14 protein-coding genes are annotated in these 16,197 nt (G+C 71.2%); 9 read left to right on the forward strand and 5 right to left on the reverse strand.

Annotated features, from left to right (window positions below):
• Positions 1-2 precede the first annotated feature (2 nt).
• The 9 genes from ACYVO7_RS17580 to ACYVO7_RS17620 all read left to right on the forward strand — a co-directional run bounded on the left by ACYVO7_RS17580 (position 3) and on the right by ACYVO7_RS17620 (position 9,439).
• Positions 3-932 carry a branched-chain amino acid ABC transporter permease gene (locus tag ACYVO7_RS17580; RefSeq protein ID WP_460451205.1) on the forward strand — a complete coding sequence of 310 codons (930 nt, stop codon included), beginning with the start codon at positions 3-5 and terminating at the stop codon, positions 930-932.
• On the forward strand, positions 929-2,398 hold the full coding sequence (locus ACYVO7_RS17585) for an ATP-binding cassette domain-containing protein (RefSeq protein WP_460451108.1): 1,470 nt from the start codon (positions 929-931) through the stop codon (positions 2,396-2,398). The genes ACYVO7_RS17580 and ACYVO7_RS17585 overlap by 4 nt, the downstream gene beginning before the upstream one ends.
• 51 nt (positions 2,399-2,449) lie before the next feature.
• Positions 2,450-3,298 carry a fumarylacetoacetate hydrolase family protein gene (locus ACYVO7_RS17590; RefSeq protein ID WP_460451109.1) on the forward strand — a complete coding sequence of 283 codons (849 nt, stop codon included), beginning with the start codon at positions 2,450-2,452 and terminating at the stop codon, positions 3,296-3,298.
• A gap of 203 nt (positions 3,299-3,501) precedes the next feature.
• Entirely contained in the window at positions 3,502-4,551 is a 1,050-nt protein-coding gene (locus ACYVO7_RS17595; protein ID WP_460451110.1) for a GlxA family transcriptional regulator, read from the forward strand.
• A 97-nt stretch (positions 4,552-4,648) separates the two neighbouring features.
• Positions 4,649-5,302 carry an ABC transporter permease gene (locus ACYVO7_RS17600; protein WP_460451111.1) on the forward strand — a complete coding sequence of 218 codons (654 nt, stop codon included), beginning with the start codon at positions 4,649-4,651 and terminating at the stop codon, positions 5,300-5,302.
• Entirely contained in the window at positions 5,299-6,405 is a 1,107-nt protein-coding gene (locus ACYVO7_RS17605; RefSeq protein WP_460451112.1) for an ABC transporter ATP-binding protein, read from the forward strand. Before ACYVO7_RS17600 ends, ACYVO7_RS17605 begins: the two co-directional genes overlap by 4 nt.
• A 1-nt stretch (position 6,406) precedes the next feature.
• A complete protein-coding gene (locus ACYVO7_RS17610) occupies positions 6,407-7,135 on the forward strand; it encodes an ABC transporter permease (RefSeq protein WP_460451113.1) in 729 nt (242 codons plus the stop codon).
• A gap of 30 nt (positions 7,136-7,165) precedes the next feature.
• The gene (locus ACYVO7_RS17615) at positions 7,166-8,056 is read left to right on the forward strand and encodes a glycine betaine ABC transporter substrate-binding protein (protein WP_460451114.1); all 891 of its coding nucleotides are present in this window, start codon (positions 7,166-7,168) and stop codon (positions 8,054-8,056) included.
• A gap of 51 nt (positions 8,057-8,107) precedes the next feature.
• Positions 8,108-9,439 (forward strand): MmgE/PrpD family protein, encoded by a 1,332-nt coding sequence (locus tag ACYVO7_RS17620; RefSeq protein WP_460451115.1) that lies wholly within the window; start codon positions 8,108-8,110, stop codon positions 9,437-9,439.
• Positions 9,440-9,445: 6 nt separating this feature from the next.
• Here ACYVO7_RS17620 and ACYVO7_RS17625 read toward each other — a convergent pair whose 3' ends face one another.
• The 5 genes from ACYVO7_RS17625 to ACYVO7_RS17645 all read right to left on the reverse strand — a co-directional run bounded on the left by ACYVO7_RS17625 (position 9,446) and on the right by ACYVO7_RS17645 (position 16,194).
• Complete coding sequence (locus tag ACYVO7_RS17625) at positions 9,446-10,612, reverse strand: NAD(P)/FAD-dependent oxidoreductase (protein WP_460451116.1); 1,167 nt, start codon at positions 10,610-10,612, stop codon at positions 9,446-9,448.
• 8 nt (positions 10,613-10,620) lie between these two features.
• Positions 10,621-12,243: an FAD-dependent oxidoreductase gene (locus ACYVO7_RS17630; RefSeq protein ID WP_460451117.1), complete on the reverse strand. Its 1,623-nt coding sequence runs from the start codon at positions 12,241-12,243 to the stop codon at positions 10,621-10,623.
• A 108-nt stretch (positions 12,244-12,351) separates the two neighbouring features.
• Positions 12,352-12,951 (reverse strand): sarcosine oxidase subunit gamma, encoded by a 600-nt coding sequence (locus tag ACYVO7_RS17635; RefSeq protein ID WP_460451118.1) that lies wholly within the window; start codon positions 12,949-12,951, stop codon positions 12,352-12,354.
• The gene (locus ACYVO7_RS17640; protein ID WP_460451119.1) at positions 12,944-15,925 is read right to left on the reverse strand and encodes a sarcosine oxidase subunit alpha family protein; all 2,982 of its coding nucleotides are present in this window, start codon (positions 15,923-15,925) and stop codon (positions 12,944-12,946) included. The genes ACYVO7_RS17635 and ACYVO7_RS17640 overlap by 8 nt, the downstream gene beginning before the upstream one ends.
• Positions 15,922-16,194, reverse strand: coding sequence for a sarcosine oxidase subunit delta (locus tag ACYVO7_RS17645; RefSeq protein ID WP_460451120.1), 273 nt, complete (start codon positions 16,192-16,194; stop codon positions 15,922-15,924). Before ACYVO7_RS17645 ends, ACYVO7_RS17640 begins: the two co-directional genes overlap by 4 nt.
• Positions 16,195-16,197: the final 3 nt, after the last annotated feature.

Below are 16,197 nucleotides of genomic sequence, written 5' to 3' on the forward strand. Positions count from 1 at the left end.
TGATGCGTTCGCTGGCGACGTCCCGCCTGTTCTGGATCGGCCTCGTGGTCCTGGCGGTCGCATCGGCGCTGCCGCTCTACGCGTCCGGCTACGTGCTCGGCCTGCTGACGGTGGCCTATTTCACGGCCGTCTTCGCGATGTCGTGGGATCTCCTGTTCGGGTTCGCCGGGGAGGTCAATTTCGGCCCGACCTTCCTCATCGGGCTCGGGGCCTACACGGCCGGGATCCTCGACACCCAGTTCTCGCCCGGGCTGTCGATCTGGCTCTGCATCCTGGCCGGCGCGGGCGCGGCCGTGATCGGCGGCGTGGCGCTGGCCTTGCCGGCGCTGCGGGTCAGCGGACCCTATTTCGGCCTGACCACGCTGGTCGCGGTGCTGATGCTGCAGAACTTCATCGTCGTCTTCGCCGACCTCACCGGCGGCGAGATCGGGCTCTCGGTGCCGGACGTCATCTCCATCGACGCGAAGACGAACTACTGGATCGCCTTCGGCTTCATGGCGGTGAGCGGCGCCATCCTGTTCGGCCTGTCGCGCTCGTCCATCGGGCTGATCCTGCAGGCGAGCGGCCAGGACGCCGTCCAGGCCGGCGCGCTCGGCTTTAACGTCGCCAAGCACAAGCTCGCCGCCTTCATCGTCAGCGCCTTCTTCTCCGGCCTCGCCGGCGCGCTGATGGTCTTCTACATGGGCACGGCCTCGGTCGGCACCTTCGTGGACGTGGCTGTCGGCGTGCAGGTCATCATCGCGGCGGTGCTGGGCGGCCGACGAACCGTGATCGGGGCCGCCATCGGGGCGGTCTTCCTCATCGCCATGGGCGAACTCCTCAGGCCGCTCGGCGAACTCGCGACGCCGATCGTGTCGGGCGTCGCCCTGCTGGTCATCCTGTTCTTCCCGAACGGCTTTCTCGGCATGCTGCGGGGAGAGGCCCGCGGATGAGCGCGCAACCGATGCTCGAAGTCAGCGGGATCACCAAGCGGTATGGCGGGCTCGTCGCCGTCAAGGACCTGAGCTTCTCGATCCGCCCCGGCGAGATCCTCGGCCTCATCGGCCCCAACGGATCGGGCAAGTCGACCGCCATGAAGATGATCATGGGGGTCGAGAAGCCCACGTCGGGGCGCATCACGCTCGACGGCGCGCAGATCAGCGGCCTGCCGTCCCACAAGGTCGCCCGCAGGGGCGTCGGCCTCGTCTTCCAGCACTCGCGCCCGCTCAACCGGCAGACGGTGCTGGAGAACATCAAGGTCGCGCTGCTGCCCGACAGCCTGATCCGGCTCTTCGCCGACCCGGAGGTCGACGGCAAGGCCCGGGCGATCGCCGAGCGCGTCGGGCTCGGCCCTGTGATGGAGCGCCGGCCGCCGACGCTCGCCTTCGCGGATTTGCGCCGGCTGGAGCTCGCCAAGGCCATCGCGCGCCATCCCAAGCTCGTGCTGGTGGACGAGCCCTTCGCGGGCCTGACGGCGTCCGAGGTCGGCCAGTTCTCCGAACTCATCCGGGAGTTCCGGACGGAAGGCCGGGCGGTGCTGCTGGTCGACCACAACGTCAAGAGCGTGGCGGCCCTCGTGGACCGCGTGCTGGCGATGTATCTCGGCGAATGGATCGCCGAGGGCAGCGCCGCGCAGGTGATGGCCGATCCCACCGTCCGGCGGGTCTATCTGGGGGGCGCGCTCACCACGGTGGCCCGGCCGGAATCCAGCTTCAAGGATGTGGACGCGGCCCTGCAGGTCGAGAACGTGGAGGTCGTCTACGGCAAGGCGCAGGCCCTCCAGGGCGTGTCCCTGCACGTCCACGAGGGCGAGTTCGTCTCCGTGGTCGGCCTGAACGGGGCCGGCAAGACCACCCTGTTCAACGCCATCTCGGGACTGACGCCCTATTCGGGAGCGATCCGCTGGGCGGGCGCCCCGTTGCGGGACCTCAGCGCCGCCGCGATCGCCCGGCTGGGCGTCGTGCAATGCCCGGAGACGCGCGAACTCTTCGGCGACATGAGCGTGCGGGAGAACCTCGACCTCGGGGGCCATCTGTTGGGCGGCCAGGAGAGGTCGGAGAGGCTGGAATGGCTGTTCGATCTCTTCCCCATCCTGCGCAGCCGCCAGACCCAGATCGCCCGGACCCTGAGCGGCGGCGAGCAGCAGATGCTGGCGATCGCCCGGGCGCTGATGATGAAGCCCAAGCTGCTCATCCTGGACGAGCCGACGCTGGGGCTGGCGCCCGTGATCCTGGAGACCCTGTCGAAGGCTCTCGAGCGCCTGCGCGCCACGACCTCGATCTCGGTGCTGCTGGGCGAGCAGAACGTGACCTTCGCGCTGCCGCACGCCGACCGGGTCTACGTGCTCGACCACGCCCGAATCGCATGGGAAGGTCCGCCAGGGCGCTTTGAGGCGGAGGCCGCGGCGAACTATCTTTGACGTCCGGCGGGACGCCCGACCAAGCCCGCGACGCACCGGAGTTCGCAGACCGTGAGATTCATCAGCTTTAAAACCGGCGGCAAGGCCAGCTGGGGCCTCGTCGACGGCGACGACGTCGTCGACCTCGGCGCCGTGTTCGGGGCGCAGGCGCCGGACCTGAAAACCGCGATCGCGGCTGGGCTCCTCTCCCAGGCCCCGGCGCGGGCGGCGCAGGGCGCGCGCGCCCCGCTGTCGGCGATCGAGTGGCTTCCGGTCATTCCCAACCCCGACAAGATCCTGTGCATCGGGCTGAACTACGAGACGCACCGCCAGGAGACCGGCCGCGACGTGGTCGAGAAACCGACGGTGTTCGGGCGCTTCGCCAACAGCCAGACGGCGCACCTCGCCGACATCGTCCGGCCGAAGGTCTCCACCCAGCTCGACTACGAGGGCGAACTGGCCGTGATCATCGGCAAGCCGGGCCGCCATGTCGCCCGGGAGGACGCGTGGGACCACATCGCGGGCTACTCGCTCTACAATGAGGGGAGCGTGCGCGACTTCCAGCGCCACACGCACCAGTTCACGCCGGGCAAGAACTTCCCCGGGACGGGCGCCTTCGGTCCCTGGATGATGACGCCGGACGAACTCGGCGCGCTCGGCGCGCTGCGGCTGCGCACGCGCCTCAATGGAGAGGTCGTCCAGGACGCGGCGATCGACCAGATGATCTTCGATATTCCGACCCAGATCGCCTATTGCTCGACCTTCACGCGGCTGGAGCCCGGCGACGTGATCGTCACCGGAACGCCCGGCGGGGTGGGGTCGAGGCGCACGCCGCCGGTCTGGCTGAAGCCCGGCGACGTGGTCGAGGTGGAGCTCGACCGGCTCGGCGTGCTGCGCAACGGCGTCGTCGACGAAAGCTGAGTAGACCGCGCCCCGAGGCGCGCCGGCTCGCGATAAGCCTTTCACAACGCTGTCGATCGTGGCTTGATGACGCCGGAGCGGCCTGCCGGCCGAGACCGGCCTGGACGAGGTGACCTGGTGTTGGAAGGGCGGACAAGCGCAGCCGGCTGCCTGGCGATGACGGGGCGCGCCGCGCGCTCCGGCGCCGGAAGGCTCACGCCGGGATGACTGCGTCAGGGCGGGCGAGCCCGGGAGGACGATCCCTGGACCGGGGGGAGGCGCCCGGCGCATCGCGCCACACGGTGGTCTTCCTGCTCGTCGAGGGCGTCTCGATGATGAGCCTGGCGAGCGGCGTCGAGCCGTTGCGGTCGTTGAACCGCCTGATCGGCCGCGACGCATGGAGCTGGCGCCTGGCCAGCCTCGACGGGGCGCCGGTCGAGGCGTCGAACGGCATTCCCCTGGCGACCGTCCCGGTGGACGAGGCGCTCGCCGGGGCGGACTTCCTCTTCGTGTGCGGCGGCCTGCGCATCCAGTCCGTGGACGAGCGGCGCTACCTCAATGTCCTGCGGCAGGCGGTCAGGGCGAAGATCGCCGTCGGCTCGCTCTCCACGGGCACCTATCTGCTGGCGCGGGCCGGGCTGCTGGACGGCTACCGCTGCACGATCCACTGGGAGAACCGGCCGGCCTTCCAGGAGGAGTTCCCCGAGCTGACCTGCACGGACAAGCTCTTCGAGATCGATCGGGACCGCCTCACCTGCTCGGGCGGCGTGGCCGCCATGGACATGATGCTGCACCTCATCGCCGAGCGGCATGGCGGCGACCTCGCCCGGCGGGTGGCCAACCAGTTCCACCACGAGCGCATCCGCGACGCGCGCGACAACCAGAGCGGGGGACGGCTCGAGCGGTTGGCCAACCTGCCGCGGCCGGTGCGCTCGGCGGTCCATCTCATGCAAGGCGCCATCGAGGACACGCTCTCGATCGCCGCCATCGCCGAACGCGTCGGCATGTCTGCGCGCCAGCTGGAGCGGCTCTTCCTGCGCTATCTCGACGTCACGCCGGCCCGCTACTACCTCGCCCTGCGGGTCGACCGCGCCCGCGAGCTGCTGCTCTATTCCGACTGTCCGATCCTCGAGGTCGCCATCGCGACCGGCTTCACGTCGACGTCGCATTTCGCCTACTGGTTCAAGCGCCTGCACGGGGTGCGGCCGTCCGGGGTGCGCGTCCGCGGCGGACGGGAGGACGCGCCCCGGCCGACGCTCGAGGCGAGTCGATAACGTGATGGTACGTGTCGCTTCCCGGGCCTTCGCGACCTCGGGGGGCGCCTGATGCTCCAAAGTGCGGCTCGACATCCGCAGGAGTGAGGAGCGGCGCTTGGACACCTTCGCCTTCATCATGGCGAACCTGCCGGTCATCGGGCAGCGCATGCTCGAACACGTGTCGCTCGTGGGCGTATCCGTCAGCGTCGCGATCGCGACCGGCGTGCCCATCGGCATCCTGATCACGCAGAGCAAGACCGCCGCGGACCGGGTGCTCTATGCGGCGGCGATCATCATGACGATCCCGTCCATCGCGCTGTTTGGCGTGCTCATCCCGATCCTGTCGCTGATCGGCCAGGGCATCGGCTACCTGCCCGCCGTGATCGCCCTGATCCTCTATGCGCAGCTGCCGATCATCCGGAACACCTACACGGCCATCATGAACGTCGATCCGGCCCTGCGGGAGGCGTCCCGGGGCATGGGCATGACCACCCTGCAGCGGCTGCGCCGGGTCGAGCTGCCGCTCGCATTGCCGGTGATCATCAACGGCGTGCGCAACGCCGTGGTGCTCAACATCGCGATCGGCGCCATCGCGACCTATATCGGCGCCGGCGGGCTCGGCACCTTCATCTCGCGCGGCATCTCGCAAACCGACCCGCGCCAGCTGCTCACGGGCGCGCTGTCCGTCAGCCTGCTGGCGATCATCGCCGACTTCGCCCTTCTGGGCGCGCAGCGCCTGCTCACCTCGCCCGGCTTGAGGCTCCGATGATCCGCCTCGACCAGGTCTCCAAGCATTTCGGCTCCGTGGTGGCGGTCGACCGCGTCGACATGGAGGTGCCGGCCGGCGAGGTCTGCGTGCTGCTCGGGCCCTCGGGATGCGGCAAGACCACGACGATGAAGATGATCAACCGGTTGATCGCGCCGAGCGCCGGCCGGATCTTCATCGACGGGAAGGACGCCGCCAGCGTGGACGAGGTCACGCTGCGCCGCTCCATCGGCTACGTGATCCAGCAGATCGGCCTGTTCCCGAACATGACGGTCGAGGACAATATCTGCGTCGTCCCCGACCTGCTGGGCTGGCCTCGGGCGAAGGCCCGGGCGCGGGCGGCCTACCTGCTCGAACTCGTCAACCTCGATCCCGGCCTGTTCCTGAAGCGCTACCCGAAGCAGCTCTCGGGCGGGCAGCAGCAGCGGATCGGCGTGGCGCGGGCGCTGGCGGCCGACCCGCCGGTGCTGCTGATGGACGAGCCCTTCGGGGCCATCGATCCCATCAACCGCGAGGTGATCCAGGACGAGTTCATGAAGCTCCAGGCGGAGCTGAAGAAGACCGTCGTGTTCGTCAGCCACGACATCGACGAAGCCGTGAAGATGGCCACGCGGATCGCCATTTTCCGGGACGGCAGGCTCATTCAGTACGACACGCCCGACACCATCCTGGCGCGGCCGGTGGACGCCTTCGTGGCCGAGTTCGTCGGAACGGACCGCACCCTCAAGCGCCTGCGCCTGCTGAAAGTGGCGGACGCCATGATGGCGGACCCGCCCCGCGTCCGCGCCGAGGATACGCTCGACACCGCCGTGCGCCTGATGGAGGAGCATGGCCACGGGTCGATCGTCATGGTCGGCCCGCGCGGCCGCGCCCGCGGCGTGGTCCGGATCGAGGCCGCCCGCGGGCTCAAGGGCACGGTCGCGGAGCGGCAAGAGCCGCTGCCTGGCGTGGTGAACGTGAAAAGCGACCTGCGCGTCGCCGTCTCGGACATGTTCACGCACGGGGTCACCTGGCTCGCCTGCGTGGACGACGACGGGTTCTACAAGGGCTACATCACCCAGCGCGGCGTCTCCCAGGCGCTCGGCGCCGCCTACAAGGACCGCTGAGATGACGCAGGCCGGGCTCAGAAGCGCGCTCCGGTTCCTGCTGATCCTGGCGGTGTTCGCGTTGGGCGCCTGGCTCCAGGCGCGCGGATACCTGCCCTCGCTGCTGCGCTATGGCGGGGACGTGCAGTATCTCATCCGCGGCCACCTCGCGCTGGCCGGGATCTCCGGCGCGCTCGCCATCCTGGTCGGACTGCCGATCGGGATCGCGCTCAGCCGGCCTCGCTTCGCCGCCTATGCGGACGCCGTGACCCAGGTGATCAACCTGGGCACCACCATCCCGACGCTGGCGCTGATCGCCATCGCGATGTCGTTTCTCGGCATCGGGGCGCCGCCCGCCATCTTCGCGCTGTTCGTGCTGACGCTGCTGCCGATCGTGCTGAACACGGTGGCGGGCCTGCGCTCGGTGCCGTCGCACCTGATCGAGGCCGCGCGGGGCATGGGAATGAAGCCGCGGCAGATCCTGACAAGGGTCGAGCTGCCCAACGCGGTCTTCGTCATCCTGGCCGGCGTGCGCACCGCCATGGCGATCAACATCGGCACGGTGCCGCTCGCCTTCCTGATCGGCGGCGGCGGTCTCGGCGAACTGATCTTCACCGGCATCGACCTGATGGAGCCCACCATGCTGCTGGCCGGCGCGATCCCGACCGCGCTCCTGGCCGTGGCCGTCGATTTCGCCATTGGCCAGGCGCAGTTCTGGCTGGTTCCGCGGGGCGTCAATCCGCTGCGATGAGCGGCGCAACTACGAAGAAGGGGAACGACCATGCTGAAACGCCACTTCCTTGCACTCACCGCAGCCGCCCTCGCGATGACGGCCCTGCCCCTGGCGGCGGGCGCCCAGACGCTCGTGGTCGGCGGCAAGAACTTCACCGAGCAGCAGATCATGGCCGAGATGACGACGCAGCTGCTCAAGGCCAAGGGCTTCACGGTCGATAAGCGGGCCGGGCTCGGCACCGCGCCGCTCAGGCAGGCGCAGGAGGCCGGCCAGGTCGACCTCTACTGGGAGTACACCGGCACCTCGCTGATCACCTTCAACAAGGTGACCGACAAGCTCGACGCGGCGGCGACCTACGCCAAGGTCAAGGAGCTCGACGCCGCCAAGGGCCTCGTCTGGCTGAACCCGTCCAAGGCGAACAACACCTACGCTCTGGCGATGCGCAAGCCCGACGCCGAGGCCAAGGGCTTGAAGACGCTGTCGGACCTCGCCGCCAAGCTGAAGGGCGGCATGACCGCGAAGTTCGGCTGCAACGCCGAGTTCTACGCCCGACCGGACGGCCTCGGTCCCCTGCAGACCGCCTACGGCTTCGAGTTCGGCCGCGAGAACGTGGTGCGGATGGACACCGGCCTCGTCTACCAGGCGCTTCGAGACTCCCAGGTCGACGTCGGCCTCGTGTTCGCGACGGATGGCCGCGTGCCGGCCTTCAACTTCGTGATCCTCACCGACGACAAGGGCTACTTCCCGACCTACGCGATGACGCCGGTCGTCCGGAAGGAGACGCTGGACAAGAACCCGAAGCTCGCCGAGATCCTCAACGCGCTCTCGGCCAAGCTGGACGACGCCACCATGGCCCGACTCAACGCTTCCGTGGACGTGGACAAGAAGTCGATCGAGGAAGTCGCTTCCGGGTTCCTGAAGTCCCAGTCGCTCATCTGAACTGCGCGGGAGCCCCGCCATCGGGGCTCCCGGACGACCAGCGGGGCGCCGATGCTTCCCATCGCCTTCATTCACGAGCTGCGGTTTGGCGATCTCCCGGCCGGGGTCGTCCATCAGGCGCGGCGTTGCCTGCTGGATCTGGTCGGCGTCGCGGCGAGCGGCAGGTCCACGGCGTTGTCGGGCATCGCGCATAAATTCGCCGTGCGCAATCTCGGCGCCGGCGAAGGCGGCGGCGCCCGCCTCCTCTTCGACGGCCGGCGCGCCAGCCCGGCGGGCGCGGCCTTCGCGGGCGCGTCGACCATCGACTCCTTCGACGCCCATGACGGCCACGCGCTGACCAAGGGCCATGCGGGCGTCGCCATCCTGCCGGCGCTGCTCGCCGTGGCGGACGCGGAGCGCAAGGAGGGCCTCGCCGGCGGCGAGATCCTCACGGGTCTCGTGGTCGGCTACGAGCTGGCCATCCGCGCCGGGATCGCGCTCCATCGCAGCGTGGCGGACTACCACACCTCCGGCGCCTGGAACGGCGTCGCCTGCGCGGCCGTGAGCGCGCGCCTGCTCGGTCTCTGCGGCGAGGCCACCCGCCACGCGCTCGGCGTTGCGGAATATCATGGCCCGCGCAGCCAGATGATGCGCTGCATCGACCATCCGACCATGGTGAAGGACGGCTCCGGCTGGGGCGCGCTGGCCGGCGTCTCGGCCGCCTATCTGGCGCGGGACGGCTTCACGGGCGCGCCCGCGATGACGCTGGAGGCCGGCGACCAGGCCGATCTCTGGGCCGATCTCGGCTCGCGCTGGCGGATCACGGAGCAGTATTTCAAGCCCTACCCGGTCTGCCGCTGGGCGCAGCCCGCCGTCGAGGCGGCCGCCGCGCTCGTCTCTACGCACGGGCTTGGCCCGGACGACATCGAGGCCGTCGAGGTGGAGAGCTTCGCCGAAGCCGTGCGGCTCGGCTGCGCGCGGCCGACCACGACAGAGGCGGCGCAATATGCGCTCGGGTTCCCGCTGGCCGCCTTCCTGGCGCGCGGCCGGCTGGGCGCGGCCGAGATCAGCGACGACGGCCTTCGCGACCCCGCGATCCTGGCCATGCTGGAGCGGATCATCCTGCGCGAGGACCCGACCTGCTCGGCCGCCTTCCCGGCCCGGCGTCTCGCCCGCGTGAGCATCACGCTCAAGAGCGGGGCGAGCCATGCGAGCGCCCTGACGCCCGCCCGGGGCGATCCCGACGCGCCGCTCTCGGACGGGGAGGTTCTGGCCAAATACGAGGCGCTCGCCGGCGGCCTCGCCGCAGACCGGCGCGCCATGATCGCGACGGCGATCGGCGAGCTTGGCGACAGCGATGGTCCGGCCGGATTGATGGACCTGCTCGCCGAACCGCTCGGATGACCAGGATCAGGCGGCTTCGGACTCCTCGGCCGCCTTCGCCCTCCAGCCCTGCAAGTCGCGCCAGTTGGGCTCCAGCTCGGCGAAGCGCGCCAGCCTGAGGGTGGAGAGATCCGCAAAGCCGCAGGCGCCGTCGACCACGAAATCGCGGATCGCCCGCCCGCTGGCGGGCGACAGTCCGAAGCCGATGCTGGACAAGGTCGCGACGGTGGCGTTCGCCACGGTCGAGAGCCGGTCGATCACCGGCCGTCCATCCGGCGTGTTCTCGATCACGCCGGCCCAGGAGCGGATGATGCGCGCATGCGCGGCCTTGGGCAGCAACTCGGCCAGGCGCCGGCCGATATGGCCCATCAGCGGCGTGCTCGGCTTGGCGGGCGCGCCGTCGGCGGGAGTCTCCAGCCATTCATGCGGTCCGCCCCCATAGGCGAGGTTGCCGCGCAGGGTCTGCCGGCCATAGAGGCCGTTGCCGTCCACCCCGCCGTAGGGCATCAGCGGCAGGGCCTCGGTGACGATCATTTCGGCCCGGGCGGCGACCATCGGGACGTCCTGTCCGAGCATGGCGGAGAGCCGGCCCGTTGATGGCCCCGCCGCGATCACGACATGATCGCAGGCGATCGGGCCGCGCTCCGTCAGCACGGCCTTGACCCGCCCGCCGGCGAGATCGAAACCGCTCACGTTGCAATGCTGCAGGACGCGGCCTCCGTGGTCCTGCATCGCCCAGGCGTATCCCTGCAGCGTGCGGTGCGGATTGGCGTGGCCGCCGAAGCGATACAGGTAGCCGCCCACCATGGTGTCGCCCGCCAGCGGGACGAGCTCGCGGATCTGCTGGCGGTCCAGCTCTTCCGACGCGAAGCCCTGGCGCGCCGCGTTGCGCACCGCGCGGCCATAGAGCTCCATCTGCTCGGCCGAGCCGGCGAGCCGGATCCGGTGCGGGCGGAACTCGGTGGGATAGCCGAGCAGGTCGTCCATCATCGGCCAGAGGCGCTGTTCCTCGGCGAACAAGGGCGAGAAATGGTGCGAGCACCCTCCGCCGTTCCGGCCGGAGGCCTCCCAGCCCACCATGCCCTTGTCGATCACCAGGACGTCCACGCCCTCGCGGGCCAGCCACCAGCCGGCGCTGAGGCCGGTGACGCCGCCGCCGATGATGACCACGGACGCGCCTTGCGGATCGTTCATCGCGCCCCTCACTCGCTGGCCACGGGGCCGGATCCCCGCCCTGTCGCCGCCGTGTAGCGCTCCGGAACCTCCCAGAACGGCACGTACTGGGCGTGCATGCCGAACCACGTGTCCCAGTGCTCGGCCTGCTCGGGCGGCTCCGGGAGCTGACCCGCCAGGGAGAGCGGGATCGGCCGGACAGGCGCGCGATAGCTCGCCAGCGGCACGGCCGAAAGCGGCGCGGCTCCGCTCAGGGCGAGCAGCGCGGCGACCTGCTCGCGGCAGCGGCGGCCCTGGCAGGGCCCCATGCCGGCGCGGGTCAGGCGCTTCACCTGGTCGGGATGAGGAGGCCCCTCCCCCAGCAGCGCCGCCAGCGAGCGGTCGTTGCGGCGCTCCGCCGTCCAGTCCAGGTAGCGCGGCGGACGAACCTCGATGAGCTCGCGCGCCGTCACCTCCTCGCACTGGCAGACATGCACCTCGGCCCTGGCCTCGATGACGCTCGCCCGCACCCAGTCGAGCCGATAGGCGGACAGGTCATAGGCGGGAGCATCGGGCTCGGCCGGCGTCCCGGCGGCGCCCGCAGGCGCTCCCCGGGCGGCGAGGATGGCTGCGACCGCACGGCGGGCCTCGCCGTCGGCGATCGACTGGTCCGCGGTCTTCGACGGCCAGATCCCGGCGCAGTCTCCCACCGCGAAGACGTTGGCCAGCGAGGTGCGCTGGTCGGCGTCGACGACGGGAGCGTAGCCGCCCCGCTCCGGCTGGAACGCCGTGCGGCAGCCGAGCGCGTCGAGCAGGTCGATCACCGGCGTGGAGCCGACCGCGAGCACGACCCCGTCGCAGGCGATGCGCGCCTCGGGTCCGACGCTCCTGCCCGCAGCATCGACTTGCGCCACGAGCACGGCCTCGACGCTCTCGCCGACGGCCTCCCGGACGACGCGCCGGAGCAGGATCTCGGTCCCGCCCTCCCGCAGGGCCTCCACGAGGTCCGCGGGTCCCACCGGCGCGGCGGCCTGCTCGACGACGGCGGCCACGGCCACTCCGGCGTCCCGCAGCGCGAGGGCCGCCTGGAGAGCGTCGGCGGTCGATCCGAGCACCACGACCTTGCGAGGCGCGAGCGCCCCATAGCGGCGCGCCAGCGCCACCGCGGCGGTCGCGCCCATGACGCCGGGCTTCTCCCAGCCCGGGAAGGCGAGCCCCATGTCGCGCCGGCCCGCGGCGACGATCACATGCTCGGCGCTCATGAGCCACGCCCGCTCGGGGTCGCTGAGCCCGGCGATGCTGTCGGGCAGCCACGCGGCGCCAGGCCCCTTGCCGTAGAGGCCCCAGCAGGCCGTCCGCAGCCGGACGTCGACCCCGGCTTCGAACGCCTCCTCGATCAGGGGCTCCGAGGCGACGAAGGCCTCCATCATGGCGTTGGCGTTGCGGACCGCGGCCGTCATGCCCTGCCCGTAATGAAGCGGAACCTCGTCGCCCATGCCGGCGGCCGAGACGGGGTTCTCGTCCACGAGCACGACCGACAGGCCGCCCCGCGCCGCCGCGATGGCCGCCGTCAGCCCCGCTCGTCCGCCTCCGACGACGAGAAGCTGGGCGTGCTCGGCGGCGACCCAGGGCTTCCCGGCCACGGATTTGGGGTCGTAGGAGGTCTCGGTCATCGGGGTCTCGCATGCGGCGTCGGCGGGTATTGTTCCCGCCGCGCGCGGCGGCGGGCGGCCGGATTGCGACATGGGCGGCGGCGAAACCGACGCCGGTTCGCCGAGGGTTCAGCCCCGGACGTCGCAGCCGAACTCCGCGGCCGAGGCCGACAGCCAGGACCAGAAGCTCCCCGCCATGCTGCGCGGGACCAGGATCGTGAAGGCCTCCGCTTCGCGCCAGATCGCCACATTGATGTGGGCGACGGCCGTCAACGCGACGGCGCCGTCGCCGAAGGCGGAGGCATGCAGGTCGATCATGAAACCCTTGGCCAGCGCGCGTCGAACGGCCGGTCCGGACACGCGCAGCGCCGCCCATCCGTCGCTCTGCTCCGACACGGCGGCCAGCGCGTCCAGCTCCGCGCAAGCTGACCGGAGCGCGTCGCGATCGTCGGCCACGAGCATCCAGCGGTCCGGACCGGCCCAGGCGGCCGCGAACGCGCCCGCGCGGCGGATGAGCGGCGTTTCCGGCAGAGCGATCCCGAGCCGCTCGGCGATCGCCCCGGCCAGAGCCGGGCGGCCCTCGTCGGCGACGATCAGCATGGCGAGGCCGAGGCCCTGCAGGGCCTCGATGGTCACGCCGGGCGCGCCGCCTGGGCCGAGGCGGCCAGGGGCGACGACGTCCGCCCAGGGACTGCGCCGGGTCCAACGCGCCAAAGCCATCTCAACCATGGAGGCGGGTTCCTTCCGGATCGAAGAAGACAGGGCTGCAGATCTCGACTTCCACGTCGCCGTTGCGGACGGGGTCGTAGGCCCGCATGCGCCCGCCGATGCGGCTCTCCCCGTCGGCGAGGAGGCCGAGGCCGATCCAGCAGCCGAGATGGGGCGAGAAGGCCACGGAGGTCACGTGGCCCTGGTCGTTCGCCATCGTGGCCGGCTCGCCGACCCCGATGAAATGCGCGCCGGCCCGCAGCCGCTGGCTCGCGTCGACGGGCTTCAGACCGACCAGGATCGGCCTGTCCGGAGCGACGAGCGCCTCGCGGCCGGCCATCACGCGCCCGACATAGTCCTTCTTGCTCGACATCATGCGCTTGAGCCCGAGGTCGCGGGCGGTGGTCTGGCCGTTGAGCTCGCCGCCGGCCGCGTGGCCCTTCTCGATTCGCATCACCCCCATGGCCTCCAGCCCATAGGGCGTGACGCCGAGCGGCCGGCCGGCCTCGGTCAGGGCGGTCGCGAGCGCGTGGCCATAGTCGGCCGGAACCGCGATCTCGTAGGCGAGCTCGCCCGAGAAGGAGATCCGGAACAGGCGCGCCGGAATTCCGCCCCCGACCGTGACCTCGCGGGCGGCCAGATAGGGCATCGCCTCGTTCGAGATGTCATGGGCGCCGTCGACCACGGCGCGCAGCAACTCGCGCGATTTCGGGCCCGCGACGGCCATCTGGGCCCATTGCTCCGACACGGAGACGAGCCGGACGTCGAGCTCCGGCCACAGCACCTCGCGGCAGAATTCGAGATGCTGCATCACGCCGGCGGCGTTGGCGGTGGTGGTGGTGAGGAGATAACGGCTCTCGCCCAGGCGGGAGGTGGTCCCGTCGTCCATCACGAAGCCGTCCTCGCGCAGCATGACGCCATAGCGCGCCTTGCCGACGGGCAGCGACGTCCAGTGGTTGACGTAGACCCGCTCCAGGAACTCCGCCGCGTCGGCGCCCTGCACGTCGATCTTGCCCAGCGTGGAGACGTCGCAGATCCCGACTCCGCCGCGCACCGCGAGGACTTCGCGGTTCACGGTTTCGAGCCAGTCCGCTTCGCCCGGCCGCGGGTAGTACTGCGCCCGCATCCACATGCCGGACTCGACGAAGACCGCGCCCTGCTGCTGCGACCAGGCATGGGTGGGGCTCAGGCGGATCGGGCGGAAGTCCCGGCCGCGGTGATGGCCCGCCAGGGCGCCGATCGCCACCGGCGTATAGGGCGGCCGGAAGATCGTGGTCCCGGTCTCGGCGATGGAGCGGCCCGTCTGCTCGGCCATGAGGGCGAGGCCGGGCAGGTTCGAGGTCTTGCCCTGGTCGGTCGCCATGCCGAGCGTGGTGTAGCGCTTCAGGTGCTCGACGGAGCGATAGCCCTCCCGGGCGGAGAGCGCGATGTCGGCGTCCGTGACGTCGTTCTGGAGGTCGACGAAGGCCTTGCCCTTGCCGCCCGCGACGCGCCATCGCGCGGCCGACGCAACCGGCTCCGGATCGGCCTCCCACGGCTTGACCGCCGCGGCCGCGAAGCCGCAGGCCGAGACCGCCTCGGCCCCGAGACGCGCGCCGGCGGCCAGGATGTCGCCCAGAGCGAAACGCCCCGCGGCGGCGCCGGCGACGCTCATGCCCGGCGGCAGGGCGTCCGGGACGAAGGCCTCGATCGCCGGATCCCAGACGGGCTTGTTGTTCTGGTGCGAGGTGAGGTGCAGGGCCGGGTTCCAGCCGTTGGACACGGCCAGGAGATCGCAGGCGACCGACTGCTCGCGGCCCTGCGCGTCCCTCACGGCGACCCTGCGGAGCGCGCGGCCGCCCGAGGCGGCGCTGACCATCGCGCCGGCGTGGAGCGCGGCCCCGGTTTCGCGCGCCAGCGCCGCGAGCTCGGGCGCCGTCTCGGGCCGGGGGTCCACGATCGCCGCCACGCGGACGCCGGAGGCCGCGAGATCGCGGGCCGTCGACCAGGCCTCGTCGTTGGTGGCGAACACCACCGCCTCGCGTCCCGGAAGGGCGGCGAACCGGTTGACGTAGCTGCGCACCGAACCCGCCAGCATGACGCCCGGCGTGTCGTTGCCGGCGAAGACCACCGGCCGCTCGATGGCGCCCGCCGCCAGGACGCTCCGCCTGGCGACGATGCGCCAGGCGCGCTGCCGCGGCTGAAACGGAGGCGGGGTCGGCAGGTGGTCGGCCACGCGCTCGACGGCCCCGAAGATCCCGTGGTCGAAGGCGCCGTAGACGGTGGTCCGCCGCATGATCGAGACGCCGGGCAGGCTGTCCAGCTCGGCGACGACGTCCCGCGCCCAGTCGCCGGCCGGACGACCGTCGATCACGCGCCTGTCGGACAGGAGCCGGCCGCCCAGCTCGAAGTCCTGCTCGCACAGGATCACCCGCGCGCCCGAGCGGCCCGCCGCGAGCGCGGCGGCGAGGCCCGCCGGGCCAGCGCCGATCACCAGCACGTCGCAGAACGCGAAGGCCTTCTCGTAATGGTCGGGATCCTCGGCCCCGGCCGCCCGGCCGAGGCCCGCGGCCCTGCGGATGAGAGGCTCGTAGACCTTCTCCCAGAAGCTCGCCGGCCACATGAAGGTCTTGTAGTAGAAGCCGGCGCCGAACAGCGGTCCGGCGAGGCCGTTCACGGCCATCAGGTCGAAGGCGAGCGAGGGCCAGCGGTTCTGGCTGCGCGCCTCCAGCCCGTCGAAGAGCTCGGCCGTGGTGGCGCGGGTGTTCGGCTCCCGCCGGGAGCCCGTCCGCAGCTCCACGAGGGCGTTGGGCTCCTCGGGACCGGCCGACAGGACGCCCCGCGGCCGGTGATACTTGAACGATCGCCCCATAAGCCGGACGCCGTTGGCCAGCAGCGCGGAGGCCAGCGTGTCGCCCGCATGGCCGGCGTAGTCGCGCCCGTCGAAGCGGAAGGCGAAGGTCTGGCTGCGGTCGATCGAACCGCCCTGCGGCGCCCGGTGCGGCTGATGGATCATGCCGCGGCTCCCTTGCGGGCGGGCCGGGCCGCCGCGACGTCCAAGATGGCGTGCGTGCGGGTGTCGCGCGTCACCGCCAGCCAGGCGTGGCAGCCGGCGCTGTGGCGCCAGAGCTCGCGCAGCGGGCCGGCCGGGTTGTCCCTGAGATAGACGTAGTCGAACATCGCCTCGGCGGGCGCGTCGGCGGCTGGGCGGCGCGGCGCGGCGTCGCCCCGGTAGGTGAACTCCTGCGCATCCCGCGAGCCGCAGTGAGGACAAGCGATTCTCATGGT

The organism is Alsobacter sp. SYSU BS001988 (assembly GCF_054796215.1).